Raw genomic sequence first — 15,667 nt, forward strand, 5'->3', positions numbered from 1 at the left:
CGTGCCTGATAAGCTCTCCGCATGAAACTGTCACGGGGCAACGTTAGGTGCACACGCGACCAGTTCTGACCAAGATGCAGCGCTCGTCGAAGAAGACCGACTACTCGATAGCAAGCGAAGTGCCTTCGAAGGGCTGCGAAAACAAAGCAAATTTGGCAGGACTCTCCTTCGGCAATTGATGCCTCCCGTACTCTGATAATTTGCCAAATCAGTGGGACAAGACTAGTTGGACGTCTACTTCAGCCATCACATCTTCGATCGACAGACCTACGGCGGAATTTCGCGCTACTGCACAGAACTTCACCGTGGGCTTCGGCGCGCGGGAATGCAGTCCAGAATTGCGGCCGGGCTGCACATAAACGCATATTTGGACGAAGTCGACGAAGTGTGGGGAGCGAGAGTTTCAAAAAGGGCCGGGACCAATACGGCACGTCTCCAATTCAACCGCTGCACGGATTCACTCTTACGTGCATTGTTGCCAGAAACGGCGATCTACCACGTTACGTTTCACGACCGAGTTGTGTTGCCAAAGCGGGCGCGTTTGGCGTTTACCGTTCATGATCTGATTCGCGAGCGTGTCGCCGGGCCTGAGGCATTTGCGCAGCCACTTAGCACGCGGAAACGTTCCCTGGCCGAACTCGCAGACGTGGTGTTCACCGTTTCGCACTGCACCAAGCGCGATCTTGTCGAGCTTTTCGACATCCCCGCCGACAAAATCTTCGTCACCCATCTGGGCACGTCGTTTTCCCGCTTCACTGACGTGCGGCCCGACGACGCGCTCGCGCCCTATGTCCTCTATGTCGGCGCGCGCCAAGGCGCGGCTGACTACAAGAACTTTGCGCAAATGGTGCGAGCGCTTTCGAGCAGTCGTGTTGGTCAAGAAGCAAACCTGGTGTGTTTTGGTGGAGGGGAATTCACGTCCGAGCAGGTCGACCTACTCGATAGATGCGGGCTGCGCGAACGAACTCACCTGATGAAAGGCGATGACCGGTGCTTGGCTCGTCTCTTTGCGGGAGCAAGATGCTTGGTGTATCCTTCGCTTTACGAGGGCTTCGGGCTTCCCCCGCTAGAAGCGATGACGATGGGCTGTCCCGTCGTGTGCTCGGAGCGTAGCTCCATCCCTGAGGTTGTCGGATCAGCCGCCGTTTTCTTCGATCCTGAAGACGTGGAGTCGATGAGCAGTGCGATCGAGCAAGTTTACTTCGACAATCAGTTGCGCACTACACTGAGCCGGCGTGGACGCGAGCGTAGCCGCCAGTTTCAGTGGAGTACGACAGTGAAGAAGACGCTTGACGGATACCACTACGCGTTGCAGCGAAAGACAGCCCGTTGATAATGACCCAGTCGATGTCCAGATCTGAATATTGCCTCATCTGTGACACTCCGGTCGATAACTACCAAACCACAACCCTCTTGGGGCGACACACGGCGAGCTTTTTCCGCTGTCCGAACTGTGGTTTCATACAGACGGAAGAGCCGCACTGGTTATCTGAGGCCTACCAAGACGCCATTACCTCCACTGATGTGGGGATGGTTTCTCGCTCGCAGCACTGCGCAAGGTGGACATCGGCGCTCATCCATCTCTTCTTTGATGCCTCTGGCGAGTTTCTCGACCACGGTGCCGGATACGGGCTTTTCGTTCGAATGATGCGCGATCGCGGGTTCGACTTCTATTACCGTGATCAATACTCTTCGAACCTGTTTGGGGGGCAGGTCGAAGTCGCGCTCACGGACACGCGCGTCTACGACCTGATAACCTGCTTCGAGGTGTTCGAGCACATGCGCAACCCGCGCGAGCAAATCCACAGCCTCTGGGCACAGAGCAATGCAATCTTTTTCAGCACCTTACTGGTGCCGTCGACTCCACCTAGGCTCGACGAATGGTGGTATTTTGGTCGAGAACACGGGCAGCATATTTCTTTTTTTACACACGCTGCGCTGAGCGAACTGGCCGATCAGTTGGGATGTCACTTGACCAGCGACGGCGCCGGATTGCATCTCTTTTCCGAGCGAAAAATTCCCGACCTGGCGCTCGACCTGATCAAGCGCCCCATTGTCTCTCGAGTGCTCAAACGGCTCTTCGATCGACCCAGCCTTCAACCCCACGACTATGAACTTGCCCTCGCGCAAGCCCTCGAACACCGAACCAAATGACTCGTTCACGGGGCTAAATTTTGTCTCCGACTTCCCAAGCGTCGCGACCTGCCATTGTTCTTTTCATTTTCGATCGCCCTGAGACCACCCAGCGAGTGCTGCGTGCGATCAAGAAAGTCACACCGTCTCGTCTCTATGTCATCGGTGATGGCCCTCGCACTTCGCTTCCTGGGGAGCATGCCCGCGTCGAGCGCACCAGACAGTTGGTCGGTGACATCGATTGGAACTGCGAGGTGAAAACCAACTTCGCCGAAGAGAACCTCGGTTGGCGCCGCCGGGCTTCCACCGGCATCGATTGGGCATTCGAGCACGAAGAAGAGTTGATCATTCTCGAGGATGACTGCGTCCCCGACCCGACCTTCTTTCGCTTCTGCGCCGAACTTCTCGACCGCTACCGCCACGATTCGCGGGTCATGGCCATCTCTGGCGACAATTTCCAATTCGGCCGCCACTCGACCCGTTTTAGCTACTACTTCTCCCACTTCAGTCACTGCTGGGGCTGGGCGACCTGGCGACGCGCTTGGAAGTTGTACGATCGCGATATGTCGCTTTGGCCCGAGGTACGCGATGACAATTGGCTCGACCAATACTTCGAAACCGCGGCCGCCTGCCACTACTGGAGCGAGATCTTCGAGCGAGTCTACCGCGGCGACATTGATTCATGGGCCTATATCTGGCAATTCACCATGTTTGTCCAACGCGGCCTCTGTATTTTGCCCGCGCATAATCTGGTCACAAATATTGGGTTTGGTTCGAGCGCGACTCACACAAAAGCCGCCGACAGCGTGCTTGCCAACCTCGAGACGAAGCCAATGCATTTCCCGTTGTGTCACCCCGACTTTGTGATTCGTCACTCACAAGCCGATCAGTTTAGCCAACGGCACCACTTCGATCCTATTGTCGGTGTCCGGAGTTTGCTTCGGCGCGCGGCTCGATACACCAAATATAAAACTCGGCACATCATCGATGATCTAGTCCGTGAGAACTGATGTGGCTTTCTTGGTCGACATCGCCCACAGAATCCTTCGGTCACCTGCGCCCAAGGTAGTCTCTTTCGACGTCTTCGACACCCTGCTTAGGCGGCAGGCGAGCACATCGACGGTCGATCGGCTCACCGTCCGGCAACTACATGCCTCGTTGGAGCGAGTCGCCGAGGTCCCACTCGACCTCGAAGCACTGCTCGACCACCGACGGGCGTTCGCACGCCGACACGAAGCCATCGCACGTAAGACCGGGGTCGAATGGAGCGTCGAGGACTGGCTCGACGAGCTCGCCGTCGAGTGGGCCCTTGATCGCGAGACGGTCCAAGCCTTGGGTTTGGAAGCCCAATCGTATTGGGAAAAGTGTCTCACCGCCGCGATGCCCGGCGCGAGCACAGCGATCGAGTTGCTCGAGGAGCACGACATTTCCGTCGTCGCGATCAGTGACACCTACCTTCCCAAATGCCTTCTCGACGAACTGCTCCATCACCATGACTTGCCGATTGACCGGGTATTCAGCTCCGCGTCTATCGGCCTCTCCAAACGTCACGGGCAACTCTTTGAGTACGTCGTTCGTGACATCGGCATCAGCCCACACCAACTGGTACATGTCGGGGATAATCTTAAAAGCGATGTGATTCGCGCGGCCGGTAGCGCCTGCCGTTATATCTGGGTTCCTCGAACCACACTGGCACCTGGCCCTCCGCCGTACGTGCCTCCTCTGGCCACTGTGGATCGGGGACTATCCGCACACGAAGTTGCAGAATTAGTCGTCATCCCCGAAGCCGAAAAAGAGACTGACGCCCTCTACCGGTTCGGAAAGAGATATATCGCGCCGGTGCTCTGCTTGTTTAGCTATTGGCAATGGCGTCACTATCGGCGCCACGGGATATCACACAGCTTCTATCTCGCCCGGGAGGGACGTCTTCTGTTGGACGTCTACGAAAAACTAGCGGATGTGCTCCCTGATTCACCGCAGCGTCACTATGCCCATTTATCGCGCCGAGCAGTCAGCGGCGCACTTCTCTTGGACTTATGCCGTCATGACGCCGGGTTTCCCGGGAAAATCGGACGAAATTCTGCCCGGCAACTTCTCGAGCAGTACCCGTTAGACGACTCGTTGTGCGCCAAGATCCTCGCCAAGGCCGGCATCGCCCCCCACACTCCTCTTTCACAAGCAACCCGTGCGGAAATCTCCGCTGCTTGCTCGAGCCTTCGAGCTGACATGGACGGCATCTGCGCAGAGCACCGTCAACTGCTTGCCGGCTATCTGCGCGACTTCGTCGGCGACTCACCGCTCGAAACCATCGCACTCGTCGACTCTGGTTGGGCTGGCACCACACAACGTGCGATCAACCAGAGCCTCGACGGTACCACTATTGTCGGCCTCTACCTCGGCGTCTCCGCCCAAGGCCCCGCCTCGACTCCCCAAAACCTCAAGTTTGGCTTGTTGCGAGATGATCATCGCACGCGACCCTCCACAGTACCGCTCTTCAAGTCAGCGGGCGTGATTCGAGCCTGGGAACTTATCTTGTCGAACCCTGCAGAGCCGACAACTATCGGCCTGCGGCAGGCCGATTCGGGGCGCATCGAACCCCTTCTTGGAGAGAGGGTCCCGCTTTCGCCTTCCTTGCGCTCCTCGAGGGCAAGCCTGACCTGCGGTGTGCTCGATGGAGTCGAAGCACTGAAGCCATCGGTAGAGATTCTCGTAGAACTCAGCGATTGTCTCGACGAGAAGTCCGTTGTCATCGCCGCGCGTCTGCTCGCCCGACGCGCCCTGTGCTTTCCTCCGCGAGAGGCCGCCGAGAAGTTGCTCGACTTTCGCTTCCACGAGGGCGCGGTGACGTCAACGTGGTCGTCTCTCGACCTCGGCGGACTCCCTCAGGGGGTCGCCTGGCTCCCAGGCATCCTCGCCAAGTACCGCCTCAGCGCTCTACAAGGACCTCTCGATACAGCTGCGTTTATCGCCGACCGGCTGTTCCGCTGACTTCATCTGCTGCGGTAGTGTGTTCGGATTTCATCGGGACGAATCCACCACGAAACTTCTTGTCCAACCAACTCTTCGCCGCGAGACCTGTCTCCCGCGGCCGAGTGCTCAATAGCTGGACGAGGTCGCCCAATGCCTCGGCTCGTCTGCCAAAGGTGCGAAGTCGCTTGAAGCACCAGCCTAAACGAAGCTCCATCGCGCGGAGAGCAAACGCGCGGCGCAAAGCCGTGTCGAGTGATTCGTCCATGCTCCAAGTCTCGAACAAGCGCCAACCGGTCTGCATGACTCGCTCTGGTGCATCCTCGCCGCTGGTACGAGAGGACGCATGACGCCGAAACACGTAGGCGGGCTCGTCCAGCACAACTGCGTCGATTTTGTTGCGCAGCAGACGCATCTCGAAGTCGATGTCGGCCGCTGTCGGATAGGTGGATTGGTCGAAATCTCCGACCGAACGCAGCAGATCTGTGCGAAAGACCGCCGAGTTGATGTTGAAGAAATAACCCTGCGCGCAGGCCCACAGGTCAACGGCACGGTAGGGCTCATAGCGCCACGTCTCCTCGACGACACCCGCGGCGTCGATGAACAACGTGGAGCCGAGGACGAGGTCGATATTGTCGTGTGCTTCCAGAAGCTCGACTGCGCGTCTGGTAAAGTTCGGGCAGAGCAGGTCATCGGCATTGAGCCACTGGACATATCGCCCATGAGCATGCCGAAGTGTCCAGTTGAGCGCACTGTAGAGACCATCGTCTGGCTGAGACACACCTCGCACGTATTCGGCGCCCGAAAGGAGTCCCACTGAGCCGTCTGTGCTGGCACCATCGGCGACCACATGTTCGAAGGCGAACTCCTCACCGAGTGCCTCGGTCGATTCGATGGCCTCCGCCAAGTACGGCATGGCGTTGTATGTCGGGGTGACGATCGACAAGACCGGCTCTCGAGGAACCCGTTGGCCATGAAAGCAACGCTCGGGCCGGTCGTCTTTGTCCCGGCATGCTTTGACATGTTCCCCCGTGATGATGGTCTGCTCTTCCATGGCAGTTACTCGTGCCAGTCTCGTCCGATGTGGCTGATCTCGTCACCAGAGAATAGGTCCCGCCATCCTAGCGCGAACCCGAGCGCGCCGTACAGCAAGCCGAACGCCGAGAGCCCGCCCCCAGGCGGCTTCTGGACGGATGGCAAGCTGGAGAATAAAAGGCGGCTGGCTTATGCTCACAACCGGCGACAGACGTTCCCCGAGTAACTGAGAAATAAGATGCCCAAGCCTATTTTCATCCTCGGAATCACACCCCGGAGCGGCACCGCATTTTTGGGCCGGCTGCTGTCACAACATCCGTCATGCACAAGCAACCACGGTATTCCCGAACCCTATTTCGTATACGGTGCCGACCATCTGGTTTCCTTTGTCGAACTCCTCAGTGAATTGTGGGGGCGCCACGCGTCTGACGAAAAGCGAGCTGATTTGCTCCGCTCACTCGGCGATGGGTTGGTCCAATTTCTCCAGCGACGTTGCGGTGCCCCCGACAAGCGAGTGATCGTCAAAACACCGACGGTTCACAATGTGGAGCTGTTCTTCGAACTCTTCCCCGACGCCCAGCTGGTCATATTGGTACGCGATGGGCGTGCGGTCACCGAGTCGTCGGTAAAGTCATTCCAGATACGCTACGAAAAGGCCATTCGTCGTTGGCGTCGTGCCGCAGATACTATTTTGGAGTTTGTCGAAGAGAGCGATGTCAATGACAACCAGTGGATCGTGGTGAGGTATGAAGATCTCGTGGGCGACCTCGAGCGCGAGTGTCACCGGATCTTCGATTTTCTCGATCTCGATCCGCAGGTGTATGATTTCGAAGCCGCGCAGCGCTCGCCCGTAATGGGCTCATCTGAGGCACGGGGTGGCGCCGATCAAGTCCACTGGAAGCCGGTCGAGAAATCTGCCGACTTCGATCCCCTCCAACGCTTCGCCCACTGGAGTCCACACCGTCACAGGCGATTCAACTGGATCGCAGGCAAACAACTCGAGGCATTTGGGTACGAGCGCAAACAACCCGAGACTGAAGAGGTTTGGAGGCTGGCCAATCGATTCCTCGACCTGCTCTGGGCGCCGCAAAATGTCGCGGCCAAGCTCTATCACCGCCGCCGTCGACTACTCCAACAGGCGCGGGAAGTCTGCAGCAAGGGTAAGCCCTGTTTCCAGCGGCTTCGCGAGCTACTCTGGGAAGTCAGCCACGTCGACGCCCTCCATTGAACCTGACCCGGCTCGGTCAGTTAGAGCGTTGGAGTATCCAACGTGCTCGATTCCACCACTCAGCGCTGCGGTCGATGAGCGGAGAACTGGCTCGCATCCAATTCTTCAATCCCAAGTACAGATGTCCACGACAGGCGCGTGTCAGCATCTGGCGCTTGTTCATGCCCGGAAAGAACGGGCGTAATTCCTCGAAGTACTCGTCGATTAGCATCGCCAAATTGGCCGTGATACTGCCCAACTGCGCCAACACCGACGAGTAATCACGGGTGCCGGCGCCAGCGCCCTTCTTCTTAGCCAAGTGGAACACCGTGGCCGCGGGTGTCACGTACAGCGGATACCCGCTCTTTCTGAGCCTGAGTTGCAGTTCGGCATCCTCGCGCATGAAAGATGGGCCACCGTAGTGGGTGCTAAATAAGTGCTCCTTCACCAAATCGGTGGGAGCCAAAAACAAACAGTGTGCAAACGGAACCTCGACCGGCTCACGCACACTGGCCGTGGTCACCGAAATAATCCGGCGGTTGTAGAGTGCCTCGTGCGTTCCCTCTACACGACGGCGCGCTTGCTCGAACGTCTCATTGGATTGCTGTTGGATCAGTCGGCCACAGATCACTTCCACGCCGAGGCGCTCTCGTTCGGCCAACAGCCCTCCGATATGCCCATCGTCGAGCACCGCGTCATCTTCACCGAAGAAGACAAAAGGTGCGGTCGCCTCGTTGATTCCGGCATTTCGTGCCGCAGCAGCTCCCAAAGAACGAGGCAAACGCAAGATTCGGACCCGCTCATCGTCGCGCCACCGCCCCTTGAGCGCCGACTCGACAGAACGAGAGGATCCATCGTCGACTATAAGGATCTCGCGGACCTTCGGCTGGCCCACATAAGATGCCAATACCTGGTTTAACAGTTTCGGCCGATTTCGGGACGGAATGACAACACTTACCTCAGACATATCCTGATCCGCATGACCACCATTGCCTTGATAAACAACGACCTAGCTATCTCTCACCCTTCGTACATCATGGCATGATGTCGCAAATTCCACCGAGCGCACAATCAAGAGAGGTCAGGACATCGTACGCGCCACCAAGTCTACCGCAATCTGCTCCCCCCCCACCGGCAAACTCACCACCTCCCCACAAACCATCTCTGTCACCCCCAACCCCTCCGGCACACACCGCACACCCTCATACGCAGCCTGCGCCTGCAACCCCTTGCGATAATACACCCCAAACCCCACCCCCGCATCCTTCAACCGCCCACACACCGCCTCGCGGTCGTCCACCCGCACCGTATACTGGTTATACGTGTGCCAACACCCCTCCGCCTCCACCGGCGTCACAACCCCCTCGACCCCCGCCAACGCCTCATCGTACGCGCGCGCATTCTGCCGCCGCACCCCAATCCACTCGTTCAGATGCTCTAATTTCACGTCCAGCACCGCCGCCTGAATCGCATCCAACCGGAAGTTCCCGCCGGCCATCACCTGGTCGTACTTCTCGGCACACCCATGCGAGCAGACCACTCGAATCCGCTCCGCCAAGGCATCATCGTCACACGTGATCATTCCGCCATCACCCACGCCACCGAGGTTCTTCGTCGGAAAAAAGCTAAAACAGCCCACGTCGCCCATCGATCCTGCCTGCTGCCCCCGGTACTTCGCGCCCATCGCCTGGGCGCAGTCTTCGACCACGAACAAGTCATGAGCACGCGCCACGTCCATGATTGCGTCCATGTCGCAGCACTGCCCGAACAGGTGTACCGGCAAGATCGCGCGCGTTCGATCAGTCACCGCCTCGGTGACCAACCCGGCATCGAGGTTGAACGTCGCCGGGTCGATATCCACGAACACGGGTTCGGCGCCCACCCGCAAAATGCACTCGGCCGAGGCGCAGAACGTGAAAGGCGTGGTGATGACTTCGTCGCCTGGGCCGACGCCCAGGGCCATGAGGCTCGCCAAGAGCGCATCCGTTCCGGATGAGACGCCGATGGCGTGCTTGACCCCGACATACTCCGCGACCTTCTCCTCGAAGCGCCTTACAAAAGGCCCGCGGATGAACTGGCCCGAGTCGAGGACTTCGGCGATGGCGCGGTCGATCTCGGCACGAATGGGTTGGTGTTGGGCGTGGAGGTCGATGAAGGGGATCGTCATGGCTTTGTAATGTTTGGGTTGTTGTGGTCCCCCATCCGAGTCGCGCTGTACGGCGCGCGACTCACCTTCCCCCAGGGGAAGGGATTTCCTTGCATAAACCAAACACGTAGCTTCTCGCAGGGGAATCCCTTCCCCACGGGGAAGGTGCCGAGCGTGCGGTTTAGCGCGAGGCGGATGGGGGGCGCCATCAAGCTACGCCTCACAAGATCGCTACGCATCACATATCCGAAACCCCGCCACCACCTGCGCGAACTCCTCGGGCCGCATGCACGCGCGCACCCAGCGGCGCATCAGGTCGGGGGGGACGAATCGCTTCCAGGGGCCGGGTTGCAGCCGCTTGGCGAGCTTTTTGTAGCCCTTCTCGAGGTAGTCGTCGACCGTCGATTCGATGGCGGCGGGCGTGCCCAGGTTCTTGGGCAAGCGGCGAGGGCGGCGGGTGACGGTGGCGTGGAAGGCGCCGACGCGTTTGAACCGGAATCCGTGGCTGCGCAGCACCGCGGCCAGGAGTTGGCCCCACAGGGTGCCGAAGAAGTGCTCGAGGCGCCATTCGTCGTGCCTCGAGATGTGGCCGCCGGTGCGGCTCAGCCAGAGGGTGTCGTCGCCTAGGTCGGCGAAGGCGGCGAGGTCGCGCGCGAGCGCAAACGAGTAGTTGGGGCCCATGCGGCTCAGGAAGCTCGGGGCTTCATCCATCGCCCCCGCCTCCACAAACACGCGTCGGTCGCGCACGCGGGTGACCTTGCGGCCCTTGCCGCCCAGCAAGATCCCTTCGCCGTCAGCGTCGGCGCGCGACACGTCGTCGCCGCTCCAGTGGGCGGTGCCGATGGTGCGTCCGGTGGTCTCGTCGACCACCTCGACCTCGGCGTCATCGCCGATGTGGGCGTGGATGCGGCCGTGGCGCCAGTCCTTGCGCGCCGGTTGGTCGGCTACGAACCGTCCCTGCGAATCGGCGTGCAGGTAGCCCTCGGCGCGCATCACCTCGAGCACGTCCTCGCAATCAGCGCGCGACCACATCTTCTGGGCGCTCGGCGGCAGCCTCTTGTGGAGCGCCTTGGCCGACACCCAGCCCCTGGGGTTCTGGAAGATCAGCGAGACGGCCTGCTGCGGGAGCATCGTCGGGCGAAAGACCTGCGGCTCGACAAAGAGCTTGCCCGCCCGGGCGCACGCGATCTGGTGCTCGAAGCGCATCCGGTCGAACGCGGTCGAGTGCAAGCAAACCACCCGGATCGCGCCCCCTCGGCGGTTGCTGCGGCCCACCCGCTGGGTGAACGAGGCGACGTTGGGCGGCGGGTTGACCAGCACGACCCGGTCGACGTCGCCGATGTCGATGCCCAGCTCGAGCGTCATCGTGGCCACGCACACCCCGCTGCCCGCCCGCAAAAAGCCCTTCTCGGCGCGCAGCCGCTCGGCTTTGGCCAGGCTTCCGTGGTGGGCGAAGACCTTCGTGGCGCCCAGGCTTGCGGCGAGTGTGGCCGACAGCCACTCGACTTCGGCGCGGGTGTTGGCGAAGACGAGCGTCTTCGAGCCCGGCTCGTCATGCATCAGCCGCTCGAGGGCGCGCGCCGCCTCGAATGGATCGATGATCTTCTCGAAGAGCGCTTGCAACTCGCGGTCGCGGCCACCCTCGACGCGGACCACCCGAGCGCCCTTACCTCCAGCACCGCACCATTCATCCGCAAGCCGCTCGGCGTCGGCGGCCGTGGCCGAGGCGCAGCACACCTGCAGCTCGGGCCGAAAGCTCCTCAGGCGCCAAACCAACGCCAAGAGATGATCGCCGCGCGGGCTGCCGTCGAGCAGGTGAATCTCGTCTAAAAAGATCCCCGCGATCCCCTTGAGCGCGGCCGGCTGGCGGCTCAACAGCGAGTCGAGCGACTCGGGCGTCGTCACCAGCAGTTGGGGCGGCGCGTCGGCCGAAAACGACGGGCTGTCGCCCGTCTTCAGGTCCACCGTCCACCCGCACGCCTCCACCGGCCGGCGCACCCGGCGCAAAAAATCGTTGCACAGAGCGCGTGTCGGGCACACCACCACCAGTCGAAGCGCCTCCTTCGAGGCCGTGCCCGAACCAAAACAACGCTCCATCATCGGCGCCACGAGAGCCTCGGTCTTGCCCGACGCCGTCGGCGCGCACAACACCGCCGACTCGCCGCGTGCCACCGGCGCTGCGGCCTTGGCCTGCGCCTCGGTCAGCCGGCCAAACCGCCCGAAAAAGGCGTGCCAGGTGTGCCGCAACAGCGCGCGCACGCGCCTCTCGTCCGACCCCGCCCCATCCGATGCCGACTCGCCGCTCATGCGTACATGCTCCTCAAATCACCCACCACCTGCTTCATCGACTCGGGCCGAAAGACGGTCAGGTCCAGAAACTCGACGATGAATTTCATCGCCTGGCGCGGGTTCTCGACATAGCCCGAGCCCAAAAGCCCCGAGACCACCTGTCCCAGCGCCCCCACGACCCGCTCGTCGATCTCGTCCTCGGGGCGCGCTCGCCCGTAGTGGTCGAAGACGCGCTCTACGAGCGCACGATAATCGCCCATCTCGAACGCCCCCAATTCGGCGGTCGCCTGGGCGGGCACCGCCTCGCCCAGCGCCTCGAGGCCCTGCTCATTGGGCGTCATCGCAAAGACGGTGTAGAGCCCGGCGCCCCCCTCCAACTCCGCCGGTCGATACTGCGGCGGCAAGTCCTGCAAGATCCCCATGCCGCCCAGGTCGAGCTCTTCGCGCCCGAACGGCAGCAGCCCATCTTCGCCGCCCACCGACGCCCACGCCAGCGCCTTGAACAAGACCCGGGCATAGTCGCGGTTTTCGCTCGACAGGAGCGAATAAAACTCGGCCTCGTCGACCAGCACCACGAGCCCCTCGTAGCCCGCCAGCCGCGCCAGCGCCGACAATCCGCTGAGCAGGTAGCCGTAGATGCGCGCCCACGGCCGATAATCCTTCATGCTGTAGATGCGCCCCTTGCGCCCGACCATGCGCCGCAAGACGTCGTCGATTTCGCCGTTCGAGATCGTCGGGTGCCCCTCGAGCCAGTCGAAGAGCAGGCTCAGCCCGTAGTCGCGCTCGTGCTCGTCCAGCTCGGCCTGCACGAGCGCCTCGTAGTAGCGAAGCGCCGGGGTCAGGTACAGGTGCGCCCCCTCATCGAGGGTCTCACGGGCGCGGGTGGAGCCATCGAGCAAAAACGCCTCGCGCACCGCCTCGCTCCCCAACGCCCGCTCGAAAAGGGGCACCAAGCTTCGCTCCGTGCCGGCGCGATCGGGGTACTCCAGCGAGCGCACAAGTTCGCGGTAGACCCGCTTGGGGTGGCTCGGGGCGGTCTCCTCGGGGTCGAGCACCACGTGGGCCACCATAAAGCCGCGTCGAAGGGCGTGCTGGCCGATCAGCTCCAGAAGATGCGTCTTGCCCGTGCCGTAGCCGCCCAGGAACGCCCTGAGCGCGCCACCTCGCGTACCTACCGCGTCCAAATCGGCCTCGATGAGCTCGATTTCGGCGTCGCGGCCCACCGTGTAGGCGTCGAGGGCGGTGTGCGGCACCACGCCCAGCCGCATCGCCTCGAGGGTGAGCATGGCAGGGGTGACCTCTGTTATGGGTGTCGTAGCCATCAGAAATCCTGGAAGTCGTCCTCGGTGTCGGCGCCGACTGCCAGGGCCTCGTGGCCCTCGAGCACCAGGTCAATCGCTGCGTCGACGTCGAGCTTGTGCTCGCCGTCGACCATCTGCAGGTGCAGAAAATCGACGAAGGTTTTGACGAAGAGCCGGCGGTGATTGACCTCGAACTGGGTGTTCACGCAGGCGCTTGCCAGCATGGCGGCGTTTTCGCGCTGCAGCTCGTCGTCGAAGTCGACCCCGCGCGCCTCCTCGAAGATGGGCACGAGCTTTTGGCCCACCGCGCTCAAAAGCTTTTTGGGCGCCAAGTCGAGCTGCTCCAGGTCGATGAGCACCGCCTGGGGGCTGCGCACGCTCAACGGCACCGGGGTTTTGAGCCGCTGGTACAGCGCCGGGTAGTCGGGCACCACCGTGCGCATGAACTCGGGGGGCACCGCGTACATGAACAGCGTGTTGGGAAGCTGGTGGCGGCCGCACAGGTCGATGACCTGGCGCAGGTTGTCGCCGATGGTCTGGCTTCGCTTGGCGCTGACCGACAGGTTGCGGTCGACCTCGTCGAACAACAACGCGGTGCCCGCAAAGCCCAGGCCCTTGATCATCTGGGTGAGGCTGCGCAGCATCAAAAAGCCGTTGGCCCGGCTCATCTCCTCGTAGACGCCCCAGTCGCGCACCTCCCCGCGGGGCACCGGCTCGCCGCGAAGCCACGCCTCCAGGCGCCCGACGCGCTCGTAGTCCTCCTCGAGCCAGCCCAGAGCGAACTCGACGACTGCCTTTCGGTACGAGACGCTCTCGCACGGGGTGCGGGCGACGTCGCGGCGCAGCCAGCGAGCCACCGACCGGCGCGCGTCCTGCGCGGGTTGGGCGACGCCCTGGGCGCGGTAGTCGACCTCGGCCTCCTCGACACGCCGGTCGACCAGATCACGCAGCAGGTCGCTGATGCCGTAGCGCGGCCCGCCCATCTCGTCGTCCGCCGGCATGGCGATGCGGCGGGCGACCGTCGAGTAGACCTTGAGCGTGTCGTCGTAGGGGCACTCGGTGGGCGACAGTTCGACCACCGCCACCGCGAAACCGTGGCGCCACGCCATGTCGCGCACGCAGTATAAAAAGTGGGTCTTGCCACCACCGAAGTAGCCCTGCACCAGCTTGAAGCTCGCCCCTCCCTTGAGTTGGCGGTCGAAATACTCCTGCTCGAGCACGTTCAGGTAGCTCTCGTTGCCCACGTTGATCAGCTCGACGCCCCGCTCGGGCGGCTGGCCGCTCTCGCCGAGGCGCTGGAGGATATGGGAGGCGGTGATTGGGTTGATGGAGGTCATTGGGTTGTCCGGTTGTCTATGTTCAGAATGCAGCTCTTTAGGTTGTTGTGGCTGCCCCTCCGGTCTCGGGCGAAGCCCTCGACCACCTCCCCAGCGCAAAGGCGCTGGGGAGGAGCCCCTCGTCAAATTGCTACGCTTCGGGCTCGCGTCGAGAAGCTACCACTGCTCGATCGCGAAGGAGCTCCTCCCCGCGGCCTTTGCCGGGGGGAGGTGCCGAGCGCGAGCTGCCGCAGGCAGCGGCGCGCTTGGCGGAGGGGCCGCCTCAACAACCCATCCCTCTCATTACGGTTATCGGCAATTTCCCAAAATCGTTGCGTCGATCGCCCCAACAACCCCGCCACGCCGCGATTTCTCTAATGCGATCGCGTCAGTCACCCAAAACGAAGCGACCCATAATACTGCCCGTTTTTGGCCCCCACCGGGATATACAGCACGTTTTGCTTGTTCTTGGTCGAGCCCCCGGTCGCCGCGCCCAGGTCGAGGCGCACGCCGCCGCGCTCCAACACGCCGTCGCGGCGCAATTTGGCGAGTTGCCAGGCGAGCAGGTGGCGCGGGTAGGGCTCGAGCGCGCCGGGACCTTTGTTGCGCCAGTCTTTTCGTTCGAGTCCGAGCACCGACAGCGGCACGAGCACGTCGACGAGATCGACACGATCGCCCTTTTCGGTGCCGTCGGCGGCCAAGACCATGCGGTAGGCGGCGCGCAGCCTGTCGAAGAAGTCTTCGGAGGGGATGGTGCGCCGCTCGAGCTCTTCGACGGTCGTCTGGTGCGCGCCCAACAGTTCCTTGGCGTCGAGCGGCAACTCGCAGATCGGCTCGTGGCCATACAGAAGTCGGGCGCCGCCGGCGTCGAAGTCGATCTCGAAGGTCAACGGGTCGGCAAAGAGCACCAACGGGGCTTCGGAGAGCTTTTCGAGGGCGATATCCTGTGCCTCGGCGAGCATCTCGAGCTTCTGCATGAACGCCATGCGCGCCTTGATGCGAAGCTTTTTCATCTCCGCGCCGAGCGCTTCGATGAGCTCGGCGCGCTGGGCGTCGAGCTCGGGCACGCCCAACTCGTAGCCGCCGAGACCGCGCTCGATTTCGAGCCACTCGGCGTACGACTTCGACGACGGCTCCTTGCCTTTGACCGCCGCCAGCAAATCTTTGGCGCGTGACACACGCCGGGCGTGGCTGCGAATATCCTTGAGGAGATTTTCGGCGCGTTGGAGAAGACCAACGTCAGCGGTAGTATCATTTGCCATCAGAAGGGCTC

Annotated in this window: 12 protein-coding genes; 5 read left to right on the forward strand and 7 right to left on the reverse strand. The window is 61.7% G+C overall.

The features are described from left to right. Nucleotides 1-226: 226 nt before the first annotated feature. The 4 genes from FIV42_RS13410 to FIV42_RS13425 all read left to right on the forward strand — a co-directional run bounded on the left by FIV42_RS13410 (nt 227) and on the right by FIV42_RS13425 (nt 5,121). The gene (locus tag FIV42_RS13410; RefSeq protein ID WP_141198188.1) at nt 227-1,333 is read left to right on the forward strand and encodes a glycosyltransferase family 4 protein; all 1,107 of its coding nucleotides are present in this window, start codon (nt 227-229) and stop codon (nt 1,331-1,333) included. A 14-nt stretch (nt 1,334-1,347) separates the two neighbouring features. Next, entirely contained in the window at nt 1,348-2,154 is an 807-nt protein-coding gene (locus FIV42_RS13415; protein WP_168210626.1) for a class I SAM-dependent methyltransferase, read from the forward strand. Between the two features lie 95 nt (nt 2,155-2,249). Then, entirely contained in the window at nt 2,250-3,143 is an 894-nt protein-coding gene (locus FIV42_RS13420) for a glycosyltransferase family 2 protein (RefSeq protein WP_174769500.1), read from the forward strand. A 10-nt stretch (nt 3,144-3,153) separates the two neighbouring features. Next, nucleotides 3,154-5,121, forward strand: coding sequence for an HAD family hydrolase (locus FIV42_RS13425; RefSeq protein WP_141198190.1), 1,968 nt, complete (start codon nt 3,154-3,156; stop codon nt 5,119-5,121). Here the strand turns inward: FIV42_RS13425 and FIV42_RS13430 are convergent. Continuing rightward, the gene (locus tag FIV42_RS13430; protein WP_141198191.1) at nt 5,096-6,154 is read right to left on the reverse strand and encodes a glycosyltransferase; all 1,059 of its coding nucleotides are present in this window, start codon (nt 6,152-6,154) and stop codon (nt 5,096-5,098) included. The two genes, FIV42_RS13425 and FIV42_RS13430, sit on opposite strands and share 26 nt — an antisense overlap. 219 nt (nt 6,155-6,373) lie before the next feature. On the opposite strand from FIV42_RS13430, the gene FIV42_RS13435 reads away from it, so the two are divergent. Beyond that, nucleotides 6,374-7,363 carry a sulfotransferase family protein gene (locus tag FIV42_RS13435; protein ID WP_141198192.1) on the forward strand — a complete coding sequence of 330 codons (990 nt, stop codon included), beginning with the start codon at nt 6,374-6,376 and terminating at the stop codon, nt 7,361-7,363. 16 nt (nt 7,364-7,379) lie between these two features. Here the strand turns inward: FIV42_RS13435 and FIV42_RS13440 are convergent, their stop codons facing one another. The 6 genes from FIV42_RS13440 to FIV42_RS13465 form a co-directional block, all read right to left on the reverse strand. Continuing rightward, nucleotides 7,380-8,309 (reverse strand): glycosyltransferase family 2 protein, encoded by a 930-nt coding sequence (locus tag FIV42_RS13440; protein ID WP_141198193.1) that lies wholly within the window; start codon nt 8,307-8,309, stop codon nt 7,380-7,382. Between the two features lie 114 nt (nt 8,310-8,423). Beyond that, nucleotides 8,424-9,509 (reverse strand): DegT/DnrJ/EryC1/StrS family aminotransferase, encoded by a 1,086-nt coding sequence (locus FIV42_RS13445; RefSeq protein WP_141198194.1) that lies wholly within the window; start codon nt 9,507-9,509, stop codon nt 8,424-8,426. Nucleotides 9,510-9,719: 210 nt separating this feature from the next. Further along, nucleotides 9,720-11,795, reverse strand: a complete 2,076-nt coding sequence (locus tag FIV42_RS13450) for a DEAD/DEAH box helicase (protein WP_141198195.1) — start codon at nt 11,793-11,795, stop codon at nt 9,720-9,722. Further along, the gene (locus tag FIV42_RS13455; protein ID WP_141198196.1) at nt 11,792-13,099 is read right to left on the reverse strand and encodes a BREX system ATP-binding domain-containing protein; all 1,308 of its coding nucleotides are present in this window, start codon (nt 13,097-13,099) and stop codon (nt 11,792-11,794) included. The genes FIV42_RS13450 and FIV42_RS13455 overlap by 4 nt, the downstream gene beginning before the upstream one ends. Then, on the reverse strand, nt 13,099-14,415 hold the full coding sequence (locus FIV42_RS13460; RefSeq protein WP_141198197.1) for a BREX system ATP-binding domain-containing protein: 1,317 nt from the start codon (nt 14,413-14,415) through the stop codon (nt 13,099-13,101). The genes FIV42_RS13455 and FIV42_RS13460 overlap by 1 nt, the downstream gene beginning before the upstream one ends. Nucleotides 14,416-14,786: 371 nt before the next feature. After that, entirely contained in the window at nt 14,787-15,656 is an 870-nt protein-coding gene (locus FIV42_RS13465) for a hypothetical protein (protein WP_141198198.1), read from the reverse strand. Nucleotides 15,657-15,667: the final 11 nt, after the last annotated feature.

Source organism: Persicimonas caeni, assembly GCF_006517175.1.
GTDB classification, from domain to species: domain Bacteria; phylum Myxococcota_A; class Bradymonadia; order Bradymonadales; family Bradymonadaceae; genus Persicimonas; species Persicimonas caeni.

Excerpts from the sequence above, each read along its gene's own strand:
- FIV42_RS13415 (WP_168210626.1), top strand. The coding sequence starts at position 1,348 with ATGTCCAGATCTGAATATTGCCTCATCTGTGACACTCCGGTCGATAAC.
- FIV42_RS13435 (WP_141198192.1), top strand. The coding sequence starts at position 6,374 with ATGCCCAAGCCTATTTTCATCCTCGGAATCACACCCCGGAGCGGCACC.
- FIV42_RS13440 (WP_141198193.1), bottom strand. The coding sequence starts at position 8,309 with ATGTCTGAGGTAAGTGTTGTCATTCCGTCCCGAAATCGGCCGAAACTG.
- FIV42_RS13430 (WP_141198191.1), bottom strand. The coding sequence starts at position 6,154 with ATGGAAGAGCAGACCATCATCACGGGGGAACATGTCAAAGCATGCCGG.
- FIV42_RS13455 (WP_141198196.1), bottom strand. The coding sequence starts at position 13,099 with ATGGCTACGACACCCATAACAGAGGTCACCCCTGCCATGCTCACCCTC.
- FIV42_RS13465 (WP_141198198.1), bottom strand. The coding sequence starts at position 15,656 with ATGGCAAATGATACTACCGCTGACGTTGGTCTTCTCCAACGCGCCGAA.
- FIV42_RS13445 (WP_141198194.1), bottom strand. The coding sequence starts at position 9,509 with ATGACGATCCCCTTCATCGACCTCCACGCCCAACACCAACCCATTCGT.
- FIV42_RS13460 (WP_141198197.1), bottom strand. The coding sequence starts at position 14,415 with ATGACCTCCATCAACCCAATCACCGCCTCCCATATCCTCCAGCGCCTC.
- FIV42_RS13450 (WP_141198195.1), bottom strand. The coding sequence starts at position 11,795 with ATGAGCGGCGAGTCGGCATCGGATGGGGCGGGGTCGGACGAGAGGCGC.